Source organism: Microbacterium sp. LEMMJ01 (assembly GCF_002114135.1).
GTDB lineage: Bacteria > Actinomycetota > Actinomycetes > Actinomycetales > Microbacteriaceae > Microbacterium.
Window position 1 is genome coordinate 239,967 of the sequence record NZ_NCTV01000033.1, and the last position, 16,234, is coordinate 256,200.

Sequence of the window (16,234 nt, forward strand, 5' to 3'; positions counted from 1 at the left end):
TCAGTCCTCCGTGAGGGCGGTGAAGGCGGTCTCGAGCGTGGGGGCGGCGATCTCCAGGTCGTGCGCTCCCCCGTCGAGCAGCAGGCGGGCGGCGGCGTCGGAGTCGGTGGCGCGGAGGCTGAGGCGGTCCCCGTCGATGCGCACACCGTTCACGCCCTCCGCGGCGGTCAGGGCGGCGACCAGCGCGTCCGACACGTCGGGCACGGTGGCCGAGACCGTACGCTCGCCCAGGCTCGCACGGAGCAGGGCGGTGGGCGCGTCCGCGACAACGGTGCCCCGATGCATGACCACCGTGCGGCGGGCGAACTGCTCCGCCTCCTCCAGATAGTGCGTGGCGAACACGATCGTGCGCCCCGCGTCCGCGTCGGCACGCATCACGTCCCAGAAGTGGCGCCGCGCGGTGACGTCCATACCGGCGGTCGGCTCGTCGAGCACGAGGATGTCGGGATCGGAGATCATCGCGAGCGCGAACTTCACGCGCTGCTGCTCGCCGCCCGAGCACTTGGACACCCGGCGGCGCGCGAGACCGGGGAGGTCGGCACGGCGCATCACCTCCGGCACGCGTGCGAGGGCTTCCCGCCCGTACAGCGAGGCGATCAGCCGCACGGTCTCGCCGACGGTGAGGTCGCCGAGCAGGCCCCCGGTCTGCAGCACGGCTCCGATGGCCCCGTTCGCGGTGGCCCGTTCCGGAGCCGCCCCGAGCACGCGCACGGTCCCGCTGCTGGGGGCGGTGAGCCCGAGGAGCATGTCGAGCGTGGTGGTCTTGCCCGCGCCGTTGGGGCCGAGCAGGGCGACCACCTCGCCGCGCCGGATGGAGAGGTCGACACCGTCGACGGCCGGCACGCGGCGCTCGCCGGTGCCGAAGTGCTTGCGCACGTCGATCAGCTCCAGCGCCACGGGTCTGTCATCGACGGCGGGGGACGCGGAGGACGACGCGACGCGCGGTGCCGCCTCCTGCACGGATGTCTCGTTCATGCCTCCAGCCTCGCGCCGGAGCGCGCGGCCGTCCGGAGGGCGGTGTCATCTCCTCGGCATGACACGTGTCATGCCGAGGTTCAGCGCGCGGGAAGCAGCGCCCCGTCCAGGAAGCCCGCCAGCTCGTCCACGCCGTCCACCCCGTCCAGCGGGAGGATCGCGGCGACGTACTGGTCCGGGCGCACGACGATCACGACGCCGTCACGGGACAGCTCCCGCGCCTCGAAGATGTCCGTGCCGCACCACTTGCTCGGGCCGGCCGCGTAGACCTTCTCCCAGTCGGTGAGTCCGAGCGGGCCGGTCTTCGGCTGGAAGAGCTCGGGCGTCGTCGTGACCTCGACCTCCTCGAAGGGCTGCTGATACACGGCCTTCACGTCGAACACGGCGTCGGCGTCGGCGTCCGCCGGGGTGAACCGTGCGAACACGGGCGCCGCCATCTCCGCCCACGCGGCGAGCGCTTCGCCGGTCCGGTCGCCGAACGCGTAGACCCGCCACCGGCCGTCGGCCTTCGCGTGGTGTCCGAGGTGGACGACGTTGCCGTCCCCAACCCGCACGACCTCCGCCGACTTGAAGCGCTTGCCCAGCGGGTACCCGACGGCGAGCGCCTGGTGGGCGTCCGTGCCGGTGATCATGGAGGACGTGTACTGGGTCATGAACCCGGACGGGAACTCGGCCGTCGCCAGGTAGTACGTGGCCAGCTCGTTCGGGTCGGAGATCTCCTCGGGCTTGCGCGCCATGAGGCTGGACCACTCGCGGTCGAAGTCGATGAGCTGCTGCGCGACGGGACGACGCTCGGCGCCGTACGTGGCCAGCAGCGACTCGGGCGCACGGCCGCTCAGCACGGAACCGAGCTTCCAGCCGAGGTTGAACCCGTCCTGCATCGACACGTTCATGCCCTGGCCGGCCTTGGCGCTGTGGGTGTGGCAGGCGTCGCCGGTGAGGAAGACGCGCGGGCTGCGGTCGACGCCGGGGTCGACGTCGTCGAAGCCGTCGGTCACACGGTGGCCGACCTCGTAGACGCTGTGCCAGGCGACCTGCTTCACATCGAGCGTGTAGGGGTGGAGGATCGCATTGGCGCGCCGGATGATCTCCTCGATGGGCGTCTGGCGCACGCGGTGGTCGTCGTCCGCCGCGACCTCGCCGAGGTCGATGTACATGCGGCTGAGGTAGCCGCCCTCCCGCGGGATGTGCAGGATGTTGCCCGCCTTCGAGTTGATCGCGCACTTGGTGCGCCAGTCCGGGAAGTCGGTGTTGACGAGCACGTCCATGACGCCCCAGGCGTGCGCGGCGCTCGCGCCGACGTGCGTGCGTCCGATCGCCTGACGCACGCCGCTCCGGGCGCCGTCGCAGCCCACCACGTACTTCGCCCGGACGACGCGTTCGTCGGCTTCGCCGACATGGCGGACGCGCACCTCGACCGGGTACTCGCCCTCCTCATGCACGGTGAGCCCGAGGAATTCGACGCCGTAGTCCGGCACGATCCGTCCGGGGCCGTCGGCCGCCGCTTCGGCGAAGTAGTCCAGCACGCGGGCCTGGTTGACGATGAGGTGCGGGAACTCGCAGATGTCGTAGGCGTAGTCGGCGGTGCGGGTGGTCCGCACGATCTGATCGGGGTGCTCGGGGTCGGGGCCCCAGAAGTTCATCCAGCCGATGTTGTAGGCCTCGGCGATGATGCGCTCGGCGAAGCCGAAGGCCTGGAAGGTCTCCACGCTGCGGGGCTGGATGCCGTCGGCCTGTCCGAGGACGAGGCGGCCCTCGCGCTTCTCGATGATGCGGGTCGTGATGTCGGGGTACTGCGACATCTGTGCCGCGAGCAGCATGCCCGCGGGCCCGGAGCCGACGATGAGGACGTCGACCTCGTCGGGCAGGGCGGCGGGGCGGTCGATCCCGGTGCCGGCGGCGTCCTGCACGCGCGGGTCTCCGGACACATAGCCGTGGTGGTGGAACTGCATCGTCGTCGATTCCTTCCGGACGTCTTCGTCGGGTGTTGCGTCCAGGAACACGGTGTTCTATATTCGAACACAGTGTTCTACTATTGAACACAGCCTAGACCGGTGCCTCGCGCATCGCAAGGAGAGCCATGCCCGAGCGCCCCGCCGCCCCCGCCTCGCAGACGCTGAGCCGCGGCATCCGCATCCTCGAGGTGCTCGCCGACGCCCGCGGTGCGCTGACCATCGACGACATCGCCGGACGCCTCGAGGTGCATCGCTCCATCGCCTACCGGCTTCTCCGCACCCTCGAGGATCACGGTCTCGTCACCCGCGACGCGAGCGGCGCCGTGAGCCTCGGCGCTCGCATGGCCGCCCTCGCCGCCGGTGTCGCCCACGACCTCCAGGCCGAGGCCCTGCCGGAGCTCACCGCCATCGCGAACGAGCTCGGCATGACCTGCTTCCTCGCCGTCCTGGACGGGGCCGAGTGCATCACCCTCGCCAGCGTCGAGCCGCGGCACGCCGTCGCCAGCGTCGCCCAGCGGCCCGGCGCGCGGCACTCCGTCACGGTCGGCGCTCCCGGGAAGGCGATCCTCGCGCAGCTCGACGGCGCGGAGGTTCCCGTCGCCATCTCCCCCGCCCTGCGCGCCGACGTCGACAGCGCCGCCGCGCGCGGCTACGCCACGAGCCACGACGAGGTCATCCCCACGGTCCAGTCCGTCGCCGTCCCGCTGCGTCTGCGCGGCCAGCGTCCCGCCGCGATCGCGGTCGTGCACGTCGCGACCGACCTGGACGACGGGGAGATCGCCGCGCGCCTCCGGCGCTCCGCCGACCTCATCCGCGAGGCCCTCGAGGGCTGAGCCGGAACGCACGAGAGCGCACGCCCCTCAGGGACGTGCGCTCTCGTGGCAGGGAGGTCAGACCTTCGCGAGCCCGCGGATCGGGCTGACGGACTGCTCCTCCTCGTGGTCTGGACCGAGCGGGATGCCCGAGCGGTCGCGCAGCAGGAGCGTGGCGACGAGGCCGAGGAGGGTCATGCCCGCGAGGTACCAGGTGACCGCCTCGGTGGAGCCGGTCTGATCGACGATGAACGTCGCGATCGTGGGCGCGAAGGCGCCACCGGCGATCGCGCCGATCGCGTACGAGATGGAGACGCCGGAGAACCGGATGCTCGCGGGGAACAGCTCGGTGTACAGCGCCGCCTGCGGCCCGTAGGTGAAGCCCAGGCCGATCGTGAGGATCGCGAGACCGGCGAACAGCAGCCCCACCTCGCCGGTGTTGACGAGCGGGAACAGCGTGAACACGCCGACGAGCTGGAGCACCCAGCCGATGAGGTAGGTCGTGCGACGCCCGATGCGGTCGGACACCCAGCCGGCCAGCAGCGTGGTGAGCAGCCAGGTGACGGCCGATCCGGTGACCGCCCACAGCACGGGCCCGCGCTCGAGGCCGATGGGCCCCTCGGGGTTCGTGGCATAGCCCTGGATGTAGCCGCCGGTGGTCATGTAGCCCACGGCGTTGTTCCCGGCGAAGACGAGGGCGGCGATGATGACGAGCAGCAGGTGCTTGCGGAAGAGCTGCACGATCGGCATCTTCGCCTTCTCCTTGCGCTCGGCGAGCTCGGCGAACACCGGGCTCTCCTCCACGCGACGGCGGACGTAGTAGCCGACGAGGATCAGCACGACGCTCAGCAGGAACGGCACGCGCCAGCCCCAGGCGAGGAACTGGTCCCCCGGAGCGATCGCGGTCATCAGCGCCATGACGCCCGACGCGAGCAGCAGGCCGAGCGGCACGCCGATCTGCGGGGAGGCGCCGAAGATGCCGCGCTTCTTGCGCGGGGCGTGCTCGACGGCCATCAGCACCGCGCCGCCCCACTCGCCGCCGGCCGAGATGCCCTGCACGATGCGCAGCAGCACGAGGAGGATCGGCGCCATGACGCCGATGGTCTCGTACGTGGGGAGCAGACCGATCAGGGCGGTCGCGGCCCCCATGAGGATCAGCGTCCACATCAGCACGGCCTTGCGGCCGAGCTTGTCGCCGTAGTGGCCGGCGAGGAACGCGCCGAGGGGCCGGAAGAGGAAGCTCACACCGACCGTGGCGAAGCCGACGAGAGCGCTGTTGGCGCCGAGCGGCGCGAAGAAGAGCTGTCCGAAGACCAGCCCGACCGCCGTGGCGTAGATGAAGAAGTCGTACCACTCGACGGTGGTCCCGACGACGGTGGCGAAGACGACACGACGCCGGTCGGCCGCCGTCGCGATGGTTCCGGTGGGCGTGAACCCACCCTGTGACTGCCCGCTCATGGGGTGTCTCCTTTGTGCTTGTGACCGCGTTGTCACGGCGCGCCCGGACGTGAATCCGATCCGCTTGCCGAGGGGTGAGACGATGATATATGATTTCGGATACGACGCACAATGCGTCCTGACGAGCGCGAGGAGGCGCATCCGTGACGGACACCATCGCCCGCCCGGGGAAGATCATCGCGATCCACCTGAGCTACGCCTCGCGGGCCGACCAGCGCGGTCGACGCCCCGCCCACCCCTCCTATTTCTTCAAGCCGGCCAGTTCGGTCGGGGTCTCCGGCGGCACCGTCGAGCGTCCCGCCGGCACCGAGCTGCTCGCGTTCGAAGGGGAGATCGCGCTGATCATCGGCGCCCCGGCCCGCCGGGTCGCCCTCGCCGACGCCTGGGACCACGTGCAGTGGGTGACCGCCTCGAACGATCTCGGTCTCTACGATCTGCGCGCCAACGACAAGGGCTCCAACGTCCGCTCCAAGGGCGGCGACGGGTACACCCCGCTCGGTCCGGAGCTGATCGACGCCCGCACGGTCGACCCGGCGGCCCTCCGCGTGCGCGCCTGGGTGAACGGCGAGCTCCGCCAGGACGACACCACCGCCGGCCTCATCTTCCCGCTGGCCCAGCTCGTCGCCGACCTCTCCCAGCACTTCACGCTGGAGACCGGCGACGTGATCCTCACGGGCACCCCCGCGGGCTCGTCGGTCATCGTCCCCGGCGACGTGGTCGAGATCGAGGTCGACGCCCCGGACGCCCCCGGCGCCCCCACGTCCGGCCGCCTGGTCACGACGGTCACGCAGGGGGATGTCCCCTTCGACGGCGACCTCGGCTCGCTCCCCGCGGTGGACGACCTCCAGCGCACCGAGGCCTGGGGCTCCCGCGAGCTCGCCGGCCTGCCCGCCGAGGACACCGCGCCCACGCTCACCCCCGAGCTCCGCGCCCAGCTCCTCGAAGCCCCCACCGCCGGCCTCTCGGCCCAGCTGCGCAAGCGCGGACACCACTCCTGCTTCATCGACGGCGTCTCCGCCAACCTCCCGGATACGAAGATCGTCGGCACCGCCAAGACCCTCCGCTTCGTGCCGTTCCGCGAAGACCTGTTCCGCAGTCACGGCGGCGGGTACAACGCCCAGAAGCGCGCGTTCGACGCGGTCGCCGCAGGCGAGGTCATCGTCATCGAGGCCCGCGGCGACGCGACCACCGGCACGCTCGGCGACATCCTCGCCCTGCGCGCGCAGACCCGCGGCGCGGCGGGCGTGGTCACCGACGGCGGTGTCCGCGACTTCCAGGCCGTCGCCGAGATCGGGCTTCCTGTCTTCTCGCAGGGTGCGCACCCCTCGGTGCTCGGCCGCAAGCACGTGCCGTGGGACGTCGACGTGACGATCTCGTGCGGCGGTGCCACCGTGCAGCCCGGCGACATCATCGTCGGCGACAGCGACGGCGTGATCGTGATCCCGCCGGCTCTCGCCGCCGAGGTCGCCGCCGACGCCGTGGCCCAGGAGATCGAGGACGCCTGGATCGCCGAGCAGGTCGCCGCCGGGCACCCGGTCGACGGCCTCTTCCCGATGAACGCCGAATGGCGCGCCCGCTACGAGCAGGCGACCGGCACCGGAGCGGAGCGGAAGTGAGCACGGTCGAGAGCGCCAGCAAGTCGGAGCAGGCGTACGCCTGGATCCGCGCGCGCATCTCGGCGCACACCTACGGCCCTGGCTACCGCCTGGTCCTCGGTCCGATCGCCGAGGAGCTGGGGATGAGCGTGGTCCCGGTGCGCGAGGCGATCCGCCGCCTGGAGGCCGAGGGGCTCGTGACCTTCGAGCGCAACGTCGGCGCCCGCGTGACCCTCGTGGACGAGGGCGAGTACGCCCACACGATGCAGACGCTCGGACTCGTCGAAGGGGCGGCCACCGCGCTGTCCGCTCCCCTGCTCGACGCGGACGCGCTCGCGCAGGCCGCCGAGGTCAACGAGCGCATGAGCCGCCTGCTCGACCACTTCGACCCGCACACGTTCACCGAGCTCAACCGGCAGTTCCACTCCGTGCTGTTCGAGCCGTGCCCCAACCCGCACCTGCTCGACCTCGTGCACCGCGGCTGGGCCCGGCTGTCCGGCATCCGCGACTCGACCTTCGCCTACGTGCCCGGCCGCGCCCACCACTCGGTCGACGAGCACACCCAGATCCTCGAGCTGATCCGCGACGGCGCCGAGCCGCTGGAGATCGAGCTCGCCGCCCGCAACCACCGGTGGCGCACGAGGGACGCGTTCCTCGACGCCCTGCACACCCGTTCCGTCCCCGCCGAAGGAGAAGCATCATGACCGACTCCCGCATCCCCGCCGACCTGCCCGACCACATCCAGCACTACATCGACGGCGCCTTCGTCGACTCGATCGACGGCGACACGTTCGACGTGCTCGATCCGGTGACGAACCAGACCTACACGACGGCCGCCGCCGGCAAGAAGGCCGACATCGAGCGGGCCGTCGCCGCCGCCAAGCGCGCCTTCGACGAAGGTCCCTGGCCGCGGATGCTCCCGCGTGAGCGCTCGCGCGTGCTGCACAGGATCGCCGACATCGTGGAGTCGCGCGACGCCCGGCTCGCGGAGCTGGAGTCGTACGACTCCGGGCTGCCGATCACGCAGGCCCTCGGTCAGGCCCGCCGCGCCGCCGAGAACTTCCGCTTCTTCGCCGACCTGATCGTCGCCCAGGCCGACGACGCCTTCAAGGTGCCGGGCAAGCAGATGAACTACGTCAACCGCAAGCCGATCGGCGTCGCCGGGCTCATCACCCCGTGGAACACGCCGTTCATGCTCGAGTCCTGGAAGCTCGGCCCCGCGCTCGCCACCGGCAACACGGTCGTCCTCAAGCCGGCCGAGTTCACGCCCCTCTCCGCCTCGCTGTGGGCGGGCATCTTCGAGGAGGCGGGCCTGCCGCAGGGCGTCTTCAACCTCGTCAACGGCCTCGGCGAAGACGCCGGCGACGCGCTGGTGAAGCACCCCGACGTGCCGCTCATCTCCTTCACCGGCGAGAGCCGCACGGGGCAGATCATCTTCGGCAACGCCGCGCCGTTCCTCAAGGGCCTGTCGATGGAGCTCGGCGGCAAGTCGCCCGCCGTGGTCTTCGCGGACGCCGACCTGGAGGCCGCCGTCGACGCGACCATCTTCGGCGTCTTCTCCCTCAACGGCGAGCGCTGCACCGCCGGGTCCCGCATCATCGTGGAGCGCTCGATCTACGACGAGTTCGTGGAGCGCTACGCCGCGCAGGCGCAGCGCGTCAAGGTCGGCTACCCGCACGACCCCGAGACCGAGGTCGGCGCTCTGGTGCACCCCGAGCACTACGACAAGGTGAGGTCCTACGTCGAGATCGGCAAGACCGAGGGCCGTCTGGTCGCCGGCGGCGGTCGTCCCGAGGGCTTCGAAGAGGGGAACTTCGTCGCCCCGACGGTGTTCGCCGACGTGGCCCCCGACGCCCGCATCTTCCAGGAGGAGATCTTCGGCCCGGTCGTCGCGATCACCCCGTTCGACTCCGACGAGGAGGCGCTGGCGCTCGCGAACAACACGAAGTACGGCCTCGCGGCCTACATCTGGACGAACGACCTCAAGCGCGCCCACACGTTCGCGCAGTCCGTCGAGGCCGGCATGGTGTGGCTGAACAGCAACAACGTCCGCGACCTCCGCACGCCGTTCGGCGGCGTGAAGGCGTCGGGCCTGGGCCACGAGGGCGGCTACCGCTCCATCGACTTCTACACCGACCAGCAGAGCGTGCACATCACGCTCGCCTCGACCCCGCACAACCCCACGTTCGGCAAGAACTGACGCCCGCCGGACACAAGCAAGGACGCTGACATGACCGACAAGACCGCCAAGACCCTCACCTCCTCCGGCTACTACGTGAGCCAGGAGGCCCCGATCCAGAGCGACAACCCCGTCGCGACGCCGAAGAGCACGCCGCCGGACATCCTGCGCTGCGCGTACATGGAGCTCGTCGTGACCGACCTGGCCGCCTCGCGGCAGTTCTACGTCGACATCCTGGGCCTGTACGTGACCGAGGAGGACGACGAGGCGATCTACCTGCGCTCGACCGAGGAGTTCATCCACCACAACCTCGTGCTGCGTCAGGGGCCCATCGCCGCGGTCGCCGCGTTCTCATACCGGGTGCGCGCCGCGGAGGACCTCGACCGCGCCGTGGAGTTCTACACCGAGCTCGGCTGCGACGTCCGTCGTCAGGAGAACGGCTTCGTGAAGGGCATCGGCGACTCCGTGCGCGTCGTCGATCCGCTGGGCTTCCCGTACGAGTTCTTCTACGCCACCGAGCACGTGGAGCGCCTGTCCTGGCGGTACGACCTGCACACCCCCGGCGAGCTCGTGCGCCTCGACCACTTCAACCAGGTCACCCCCGACGTGCCGCGCGCGGTGCGCCACTACCAGGACCTCGGCTTCCGCGTGACGGAGGACATCCAGGACGACGAGGGCACCGTGTACGCCGCGTGGATGCGCCGCAAGCCCACCGTGCACGACACCGCGGCGACGGGCGGCGACGGTCCGCGCATGCACCACGTCGCCTTCGCGACGCACGAGAAGCACAACATCCTCGCGATCTGCGACAAGCTCGGGGCGCTGCGCCGCTCCGACGCCATCGAGCGCGGCCCCGGCCGGCACGGCGTCTCCAACGCGTTCTACCTCTACCTGCGCGACCCGGACGGCCACCGCGTCGAGATCTACACGCAGGACTACTACACCGGCGACCCGGACAACCCGGTCGTCACCTGGGACGTGCACGACAACCAGCGCCGCGACTGGTGGGGCACCCCTGTGGTGCCCTCCTGGTACACCGACGCCTCGCTCGTGCTCGACCTCGACGGCAACCCGCAGCCCGTCGTCGCCCGCACGGACTCCAGCGAGATGGCCGTGACGATCGGCGCCGACGGCTTCTCCTACACCCGCGCGGACGAGGGCGAGACCTCGATGCCCGAGTACAAGCAGGGCGAGTACAAGCTCGGCCACCAGCTCTAGGAGACGCTCATGCTGCCTGAGGAGACCATCGCGCAGATCGCCGCGGAGCTCGCGGAGGCCGACCGCACGCACGGGGTGATCCCGCGCATCACCGCGCGGTACCCCGAGGCGACCGTGGAGGACTCCTACGCCATCCAGGGCGTGTGGCGGGACTCGCAGGTCGCGGCGGGCCGCCGGCTGGTCGGGCGCAAGATCGGCCTGACGTCGAAGGCCATGCAGCAGGCGACGGGGATCACCGAGCCCGACTACGGCGTGATGTTCGACGACACCGTGTACGAGTCGGGCGCGGAGATCCCCACGGATCACTTCTCCAACGTCCGCATCGAGGTCGAGCTGGCGTTCGTGCTCAAGGAACCGCTGGAGGGCCCCGACTGCACGCTGGAGGACGCCCTCGCCGCGATCGACTACGCCGTGCCGGCCCTCGAGGTGCTGAACTCGCACATCGAGCTCGAGGGCCGCACGATCGTCGACACCATCAGCGACAACGCCGCGTACGGGGCGATGGTGCTGGGGACCGTGCGCAAGCGCCCGGACGAGATCGACCTGCGGTGGGTGCCCGGCGTGCTGTCCCGCAACGGGGAGATCGAGGAGACCGGTGTCGCCGCCGGCGTGCTCGGGCATCCGGCCACCGGGGTCGCGTGGCTCGCGAACAAGTTCCATCAGCACGGCGCGCGTCTGGAGGCGGGCGAGATCATCCTGGCAGGATCGTTCACACGCCCGATGTGGGTGTCGCGCGGCGACGAGGTGCTGTGCGACTACGGACCGATGGGGACCATCACATGCCGCTTCGTCTAGACCCGTCCTTCCGCGCGCAGCTCGCCGCGTCCGATCGTCCCTTCGTGGGGATGTGGGTGTGCTCCGGCAGCCCGCTGCTCGCCGAGGTCGCCGCGGGCTCCGGGCTGGACTGGCTGCTCATCGACATGGAGCACTCGGCGAACACGCTCGAGTCCGTGCTGACCCAGCTCCAGGCGGTCGCGGCCTATCCGGTGACCCCGCTCGTCCGGGTGCCCTTCAACGATGCGGTCGCGATCAAGCAGGTGCTCGACCTCGGTGCGCAGAACCTCATCGTGCCGATGGTGTCGTCCGCCGACGAGGCGAGGGCCGCCGTGGCCGCGACCCGTTATCCCCCCGAGGGCGTCCGCGGCGTCGGCAGCGCCCTCGCCCGCAGCGCCCGCTGGAACCGCGTCGACCGCTACCTGCAGGAGTCGGCGCAGCACGTGTCGCTCACGGTGCAGATCGAGACGGCCGCGGGGGTCGGGGCCGCCGCCGACATCGCCGCGGTCGACGGGGTGGACGCGGTGTTCGTCGGCCCCTCCGACCTGTCCGCGTCGATGGGCCTGCTCGGACAGCAGACGCATCCGGACGTGGTCGCCGCTGTGGAGTCGGTGTTCGCCGCGGTGCACGGTGCCGGGAAGCCCGTGGGCGTGAACGCCTTCGATCCCTCCGCCGCCGACGCGTATCTCGCGGCGGGTGCGGACTTCGTGGCCGTGGGCGCCGACGTCGCCCTCCTCGCCCGTGCCTCCGAGGCCCTCGCCGCCCGCTTCCTCCCCCGCTCCGACGCCTCCGGCCGCCCCAGCTACTGACTTCGAGTCGCGCACCTGGCTCCATCCGCGGCCGGAATGGGGCCATTTGCGCGATTCGAAGCGGCCGGGAAGGATGAGCCGGTGCACAGACTGGCGGCGATGCAGGACCGCAACTTCCGGTGGTTCTTCCTCGCGCGCGCCCTGACGCTCGTCACGGGCTCGATGTCGGCCATCGCCCTGGCGTTCGCGGTGCTCGAGATCGACAACGACGCCCGGTCGCTCTCGATCGTGCTGGCCGCCTTCACGATCAGCAACATCGTGTTCGTCCTGTTCGGGGGCGTCGTCGCCGACCGCCTCCCCCGCGCTCTCATCATCCAGTCCTGCTACGTCGTGGACATCCTGTCGGTCGGAGCGATGGCGGCTCTCCTGTTCACCGGCACGGCCACGGTCCCGCTCCTCGCCGTGCTCTCCGCGATCAACGGCGCCTCGTCCGCGTTCGTGCTCCCCGCGATGCAGGGCATCATCCCGCAGCTGACCACCCCCGCGCACCTCCAGCAGGCGAACGCGATGCTGTCGTTCGTCCGCTCGGCCGTCACGATCGGCGGCCCGGTCGTCGCGGGCGTCCTGGTCGCCACCGCAGCACCCGCGTGGGCCATGGTCGTGCAGGCGGCGGGGTGGCTGCTCGCGATCCCGGTCCTCGCGCTCGTGAAGCTCCCGCCGCCCGCGGCCTCCGGCGGCACCACGATGTTCCACGACCTCCGGGTGGGGTGGCACGAGTTCTGGAACCGCTCCTGGCTGTGGACCATCGTGCTGGCCTTCATGATCATGAACGCGATCCACGTCGGCGCCTGGGGCGTCGTCGGCCCGTACATCGCGAAGAACGACGATCGCCTCGGCATCTCCGGCTGGGGGTGGGTCGTGAGCGCGGAGGGCGCAGGAGTCCTGGTGATGACCCTGCTGCTGATGTGGTTCCCGCTCCGCCGGCCCCTGCGCTACGGGATGATCGGGATGGCGGCGTTCGCCCTGCCGCTCACCCTCCTCGGCGTGCACCCGGCCGTGGTCCTGCTGGCGATGGCGGCGTTCGTCGCCGGAGCCGGAGCCGAGGTCTTCGCGACCGGCTGGAACCTCGCGATGATGGAGAACATCCCCGGGGAGAAGCTCTCGCGGGTCGCGAGCTACGACATGCTCGGCAGCTTCGTGGTGATGCCCATCGGCACGCTCGTGTACGGCTGGCTCATCACGCACGCGGAGCCGGCCACCGTGCTCACCACCTCCGCGGTCCTCTATGCGGCGATCGCCCTGATCACCCTGCTCGTCCCCGCGGTGTGGCGGATGGGGCGGCCCGCGGCGGCCGTCCCGGAGCGCGTGGGAGTGGCGGATTCATAGCAATCCCGGCGAGACTGTGGGCATGACCTTCCCCCCGCTGCAGCCCCTCGCCGACCGTGCCGCCCTCTTCACCGCGCTCCGCCAGGACGCCCTCTCCGCGGCCGCCGATGCGCTCGGCGAGCACCGGTGGGACGCCGACCTCGCGGCGGGAACGCTGACCTTCACCGCGAACGACGACCCGACCCGGCAGCTCGTGACCCGCGCGCACCTCATCGCCACGATCGCCCCCGGCCCCCGCTCGCTGCTGTGGGCGTGGGCGCACCCCCAGGGCGACCCCCAGGGTGTCGCGGCGCAGCTCCGCGCGTACGGCGAGCAGCACGGGATCGCCGAGCTCACCGCCCCCGAGGTCCCGTTTCCGGCCGATGCCTCGGGCGACGCGGAGTGGATCGCCCGCGCGGCGCACACGATCGGCGGCGTGGCGGTCGAGCTCACCGGGCGCTCCCCCTACTACTCGGCCCCCGTCGACGGCGGCACCCGCGCGGTGTTCCTGCTCGACGCCCCGCTCGCCCCGCTCACGGTCGCCGACACGGTGGCGGCCCTGCCCCGCACCCTCGCGCAGACGCCCCTCCCCGACGCCCGCACGGCGGTCTGGGACCTCGCGCGTCTCGCCGGCTGGACCCTCACCTGGACGGACGAGTCCTTCTCCGGCGCCACGGTGACGGACGCCTCGGGCACCGCGACGATCCGCTTCGACGAGCAGGCCCGGATCAGCGGCGTGGAGAGCTCGCTGCACGGCCACGGCTGAGTCCGCGGAATCGCACGAACGCCGCAGAGATCACTCGGATCCCTGCGGCGTTCGCGTGAATCTGCGACGCGGCGCGGAGGTCAGACCGTCCGCTCGGCCGCCTCGACGACGTTGGTCATGAGCAGGGCGACGGTCATCGGCCCCACCCCTCCCGGATTCGGCGACAGGTACCCGGCGACCTCGGCGACCTCGGGAGCGACGTCGCCGAAGACGAGGTTCTTCCCGGTCTCCGGGTCGGTCTCGCGGGTCACGCCGACATCCAGCACCGCGGCTCCGGGCTTGACGTCCTCGGCGCGGATGAGGTGCTTCACGCCGGCCGCCGCCACGATCACGTCGGCCTCGCGGAGGTAACGCGGCATGTCGACCGTGCCGGTGTGCGTCAGCGTGACCGTGGCGTTGAGGTCGCGACGCGTCAGCAGCAGCCCGATCGAACGCCCGATCGTGACACCCCGACCGACGACCACGACGTGCTTGCCTTTGAGGTCGTAGTCGTTGCGCAGCAGCAGCTCGATGACCCCGCGCGGGGTGCACGGCAGCGGCGTGTGGATCGGCGCGTTGACGTTGAGGACGAGGCGCCCGAGGTTGGTCGGGTGCAGCCCGTCCGCGTCCTTCGCCGGATCGATCCGCTCCAGGATCGCGTCGGTGTCGAGGTGCTTCGGCAGCGGCAGCTGCACGATGTACCCGTGGCAGGCGGGATCGGCGTTGAGCTCGTCGATCAGCGCCTCGACGTCGGCCTGGGTGGCGTCAGCCGGCAGCTCGCGCTGGATCGAGTTCATCCCGATCGCCTCGGACTGCCGGTGCTTCATGCCCACGTAGAGCTGCGAGGCGGGGTCGGCTCCCACCAGCACCGTGGCGATGCCGGGGGTGACGCCCTTCTCCTTCAGCGCGGCGACCCGCTCCGTCAGCTCGGCGCGGATCTCGGCCGCCGCCGCCTTGCCGTCGAGGACGACCGCGGTCACTGCTGCAGGTCCGGGTAGAGCGGGAAGGCCGCGGCGAGCGCGTCCACGCGGGCGCGGAGCGCCTCGATGTCGGCACCGGGGAGCAGCGCGAGGGCGATGATGTCGGCCACCTCGGTGAACTCGGCGTCGCCGAAGCCGCGGGTCGCGAGCGCGGGCGTGCCGATCCGCAGGCCCGAGGTCACCATCGGCGGACGCGGGTCGTTCGGCACGGCGTTGCGGTTCACGGTGATGTGGATGTCGTGCAGGAGGTCCTCCGCCTGCTTGCCGTCGATCTCGGCGTCGCGGAGGTCGACGAGCACGAGGTGCACGTCCGTGCCGCCCGAGCGCACGGCGATGCCGGCGTCCTTCACGTCCTGCTGCGACAGGCGCTCGGCGATGAGCTTCGCCCCGCGCAGCACACGCTCCTGGCGCTCCTTGAACTCCGGCGTGCCGGCGAGCTTGAAGGCGGTCGCCTTCGCCGCGATCACGTGCATCAGCGGACCACCCTGCTGGCCGGGGAAGACCGCGGTGTTGATCTTCTTGGCGAGGTCGGCGTCGTTGGTGAGGATGAAGCCCGAGCGGGGGCCGCCGATGGTCTTGTGCACGGTGGAGGACACGACGTGCGCGTGCGGCACCGGGTTGGGGTGCAGGCCGGCGGCGACGAGGCCGGCGAAGTGCGCCATGTCGACCCAGAGGATCGCGCCCACCTCGTCGGCGATGGCACGGAACGCGGCGAAGTCCATCGTCCGCGGGTAGGCGGACCACCCGGCGATGATGACCTTGGGCTTGTGCTCGATGGCGAGGCGGCGGACCTCGTCCATGTCGATCGTCGAGGTCTCGGCGTCGACCCCGTAGGCCACGATGTCGTACAGGCGGCCGGAGAAGTTGATCTTCATGCCGTGCGTGAGGTGGCCGCCCTGGTCGAGCGAGAGGCCGAGCAGGGTGTCGCCGGGGCGGGCGATCGCGTGCAGGACCGCGGCGTTCGCGGACGCACCGGAGTGCGGCTGGACGTTCGCGAACTCGGCGCCGAACAGGCTCTTGGCGCGGGAGATGGCGAGCTCCTCCGCGACGTCGACCTCCTCGCAGCCGCCGTAGTAGCGGCGGCCGGGGTAGCCCTCGGCGTACTTGTTGGTGAGCACCGAGCCCTGCGACTGCAGGACCGAGACGGGGACGAAGTTCTCCGAGGCGATCATCTCGAGGAAGGTCTGCTGACGCTTCAGCTCGCGATCGAGGACCTCGGCGATCTCCGGGTCGACCTCGGACAGCGGGGCGTTGAAGTAACGGTCGGTCATGACGTGCTCCTTTTGACGACGGATTCGAAAAGGGTGTTCCTATCGGCCCAGGCGCGCGGTCGAATTCCGTGGTCAGTCGCTCCCCGGTGGTTGTCCACCCAGACGCCAGTCGCGACGGTTACGAGCATAGCCGATGCGCGACGCCGCGCACGCGGTCG

General features: G+C 71.0%; 14 protein-coding genes and 1 riboswitch. Of the genes, 9 read left to right on the plus strand and 5 right to left on the minus strand.

Going from position 1 to position 16,234, the window contains the following annotated elements; translation table 11 throughout:
* A complete protein-coding gene (locus tag B7W94_RS12415) occupies window positions 1–975 on the minus strand; it encodes an ABC transporter ATP-binding protein (protein WP_085606809.1) in 975 nt (324 codons plus the stop codon).
* An 80-nt stretch (window positions 976–1,055) separates the two neighbouring features.
* Entirely contained in the window at window positions 1,056–2,927 is a 1,872-nt protein-coding gene (locus tag B7W94_RS12420; protein ID WP_025103815.1) for an FAD-dependent monooxygenase, read from the minus strand.
* A 128-nt stretch (window positions 2,928–3,055) separates the two neighbouring features.
* On the opposite strand from B7W94_RS12420, the gene B7W94_RS12425 reads away from it, so the two are divergent.
* Complete coding sequence (locus B7W94_RS12425; RefSeq protein WP_085606811.1) at window positions 3,056–3,763, plus strand: IclR family transcriptional regulator; 708 nt, start codon at window positions 3,056–3,058, stop codon at window positions 3,761–3,763.
* A gap of 57 nt (window positions 3,764–3,820) precedes the next feature.
* On the opposite strand, the gene B7W94_RS12430 is transcribed toward B7W94_RS12425, so the two are convergent.
* Entirely contained in the window at window positions 3,821–5,200 is a 1,380-nt protein-coding gene (locus tag B7W94_RS12430) for an MFS transporter (protein ID WP_085606813.1), read from the minus strand.
* A 143-nt stretch (window positions 5,201–5,343) separates the two neighbouring features.
* Here B7W94_RS12430 and B7W94_RS12435 point away from each other — a divergent pair, with 143 nt between their 5' ends.
* The 8 genes from B7W94_RS12435 (at window position 5,344) to B7W94_RS12470 (ending at window position 13,846) form a co-directional block, all read left to right on the plus strand.
* Window positions 5,344–6,816: a fumarylacetoacetate hydrolase family protein gene (locus tag B7W94_RS12435; RefSeq protein WP_085606815.1), complete on the plus strand. Its 1,473-nt coding sequence runs from the start codon at window positions 5,344–5,346 to the stop codon at window positions 6,814–6,816.
* Window positions 6,813–7,499, plus strand: coding sequence for a GntR family transcriptional regulator (locus tag B7W94_RS12440; protein WP_025103811.1), 687 nt, complete (start codon window positions 6,813–6,815; stop codon window positions 7,497–7,499). Before B7W94_RS12435 ends, B7W94_RS12440 begins: the two co-directional genes overlap by 4 nt.
* Window positions 7,496–8,995: a 5-carboxymethyl-2-hydroxymuconate semialdehyde dehydrogenase gene (hpaE, locus tag B7W94_RS12445; RefSeq protein WP_085606817.1), complete on the plus strand. Its 1,500-nt coding sequence runs from the start codon at window positions 7,496–7,498 to the stop codon at window positions 8,993–8,995. Before B7W94_RS12440 ends, hpaE begins: the two co-directional genes overlap by 4 nt.
* 30 nt (window positions 8,996–9,025) lie before the next feature.
* Window positions 9,026–10,192, plus strand: coding sequence for a 3,4-dihydroxyphenylacetate 2,3-dioxygenase (gene hpaD / locus B7W94_RS12450; protein ID WP_025103809.1), 1,167 nt, complete (start codon window positions 9,026–9,028; stop codon window positions 10,190–10,192).
* Between the two features lie 9 nt (window positions 10,193–10,201).
* Complete coding sequence (locus B7W94_RS12455) at window positions 10,202–10,987, plus strand: fumarylacetoacetate hydrolase family protein (protein WP_062766317.1); 786 nt, start codon at window positions 10,202–10,204, stop codon at window positions 10,985–10,987.
* Complete coding sequence (locus tag B7W94_RS12460) at window positions 10,972–11,775, plus strand: HpcH/HpaI aldolase family protein (RefSeq protein WP_085606819.1); 804 nt, start codon at window positions 10,972–10,974, stop codon at window positions 11,773–11,775. The genes B7W94_RS12455 and B7W94_RS12460 overlap by 16 nt, the downstream gene beginning before the upstream one ends.
* 81 nt (window positions 11,776–11,856) lie before the next feature.
* Window positions 11,857–13,101: an MFS transporter gene (locus B7W94_RS12465; RefSeq protein WP_172400119.1), complete on the plus strand. Its 1,245-nt coding sequence runs from the start codon at window positions 11,857–11,859 to the stop codon at window positions 13,099–13,101.
* A gap of 22 nt (window positions 13,102–13,123) precedes the next feature.
* The gene (locus B7W94_RS12470; RefSeq protein WP_085606823.1) at window positions 13,124–13,846 is read left to right on the plus strand and encodes a DUF6882 domain-containing protein; all 723 of its coding nucleotides are present in this window, start codon (window positions 13,124–13,126) and stop codon (window positions 13,844–13,846) included.
* Window positions 13,847–13,926: 80 nt separating this feature from the next.
* Here B7W94_RS12470 and B7W94_RS12475 read toward each other — a convergent pair whose 3' ends face one another.
* Both B7W94_RS12475 and glyA read right to left on the minus strand, forming a co-directional pair.
* Entirely contained in the window at window positions 13,927–14,805 is an 879-nt protein-coding gene (locus B7W94_RS12475; RefSeq protein ID WP_025103804.1) for a bifunctional methylenetetrahydrofolate dehydrogenase/methenyltetrahydrofolate cyclohydrolase, read from the minus strand.
* Window positions 14,802–16,076, minus strand: coding sequence for a serine hydroxymethyltransferase (gene glyA, locus B7W94_RS12480; protein ID WP_025103803.1), 1,275 nt, complete (start codon window positions 16,074–16,076; stop codon window positions 14,802–14,804). Before glyA ends, B7W94_RS12475 begins: the two co-directional genes overlap by 4 nt.
* A gap of 38 nt (window positions 16,077–16,114) precedes the next feature.
* Window positions 16,115–16,199: riboswitch (ZMP/ZTP riboswitch) on the minus strand.
* Window positions 16,200–16,234 lie beyond the last annotated feature (35 nt).

Excerpts from the sequence above, each read along its gene's own strand:
- B7W94_RS12415 (WP_085606809.1), bottom strand. The coding sequence starts at position 975 with ATGAACGAGACATCCGTGCAGGAGGCGGCACCGCGCGTCGCGTCGTCC.
- B7W94_RS12455 (WP_062766317.1), top strand. The coding sequence starts at position 10,202 with ATGCTGCCTGAGGAGACCATCGCGCAGATCGCCGCGGAGCTCGCGGAG.
- glyA (WP_025103803.1), bottom strand. The coding sequence starts at position 16,076 with ATGACCGACCGTTACTTCAACGCCCCGCTGTCCGAGGTCGACCCGGAG.
- B7W94_RS12470 (WP_085606823.1), top strand. The coding sequence starts at position 13,124 with ATGACCTTCCCCCCGCTGCAGCCCCTCGCCGACCGTGCCGCCCTCTTC.
- B7W94_RS12430 (WP_085606813.1), bottom strand. The coding sequence starts at position 5,200 with ATGAGCGGGCAGTCACAGGGTGGGTTCACGCCCACCGGAACCATCGCG.
- hpaE (WP_085606817.1), top strand. The coding sequence starts at position 7,496 with ATGACCGACTCCCGCATCCCCGCCGACCTGCCCGACCACATCCAGCAC.
- hpaD (WP_025103809.1), top strand. The coding sequence starts at position 9,026 with ATGACCGACAAGACCGCCAAGACCCTCACCTCCTCCGGCTACTACGTG.
- B7W94_RS12420 (WP_025103815.1), bottom strand. The coding sequence starts at position 2,927 with ATGCAGTTCCACCACCACGGCTATGTGTCCGGAGACCCGCGCGTGCAG.
- B7W94_RS12425 (WP_085606811.1), top strand. The coding sequence starts at position 3,056 with ATGCCCGAGCGCCCCGCCGCCCCCGCCTCGCAGACGCTGAGCCGCGGC.
- B7W94_RS12460 (WP_085606819.1), top strand. The coding sequence starts at position 10,972 with ATGCCGCTTCGTCTAGACCCGTCCTTCCGCGCGCAGCTCGCCGCGTCC.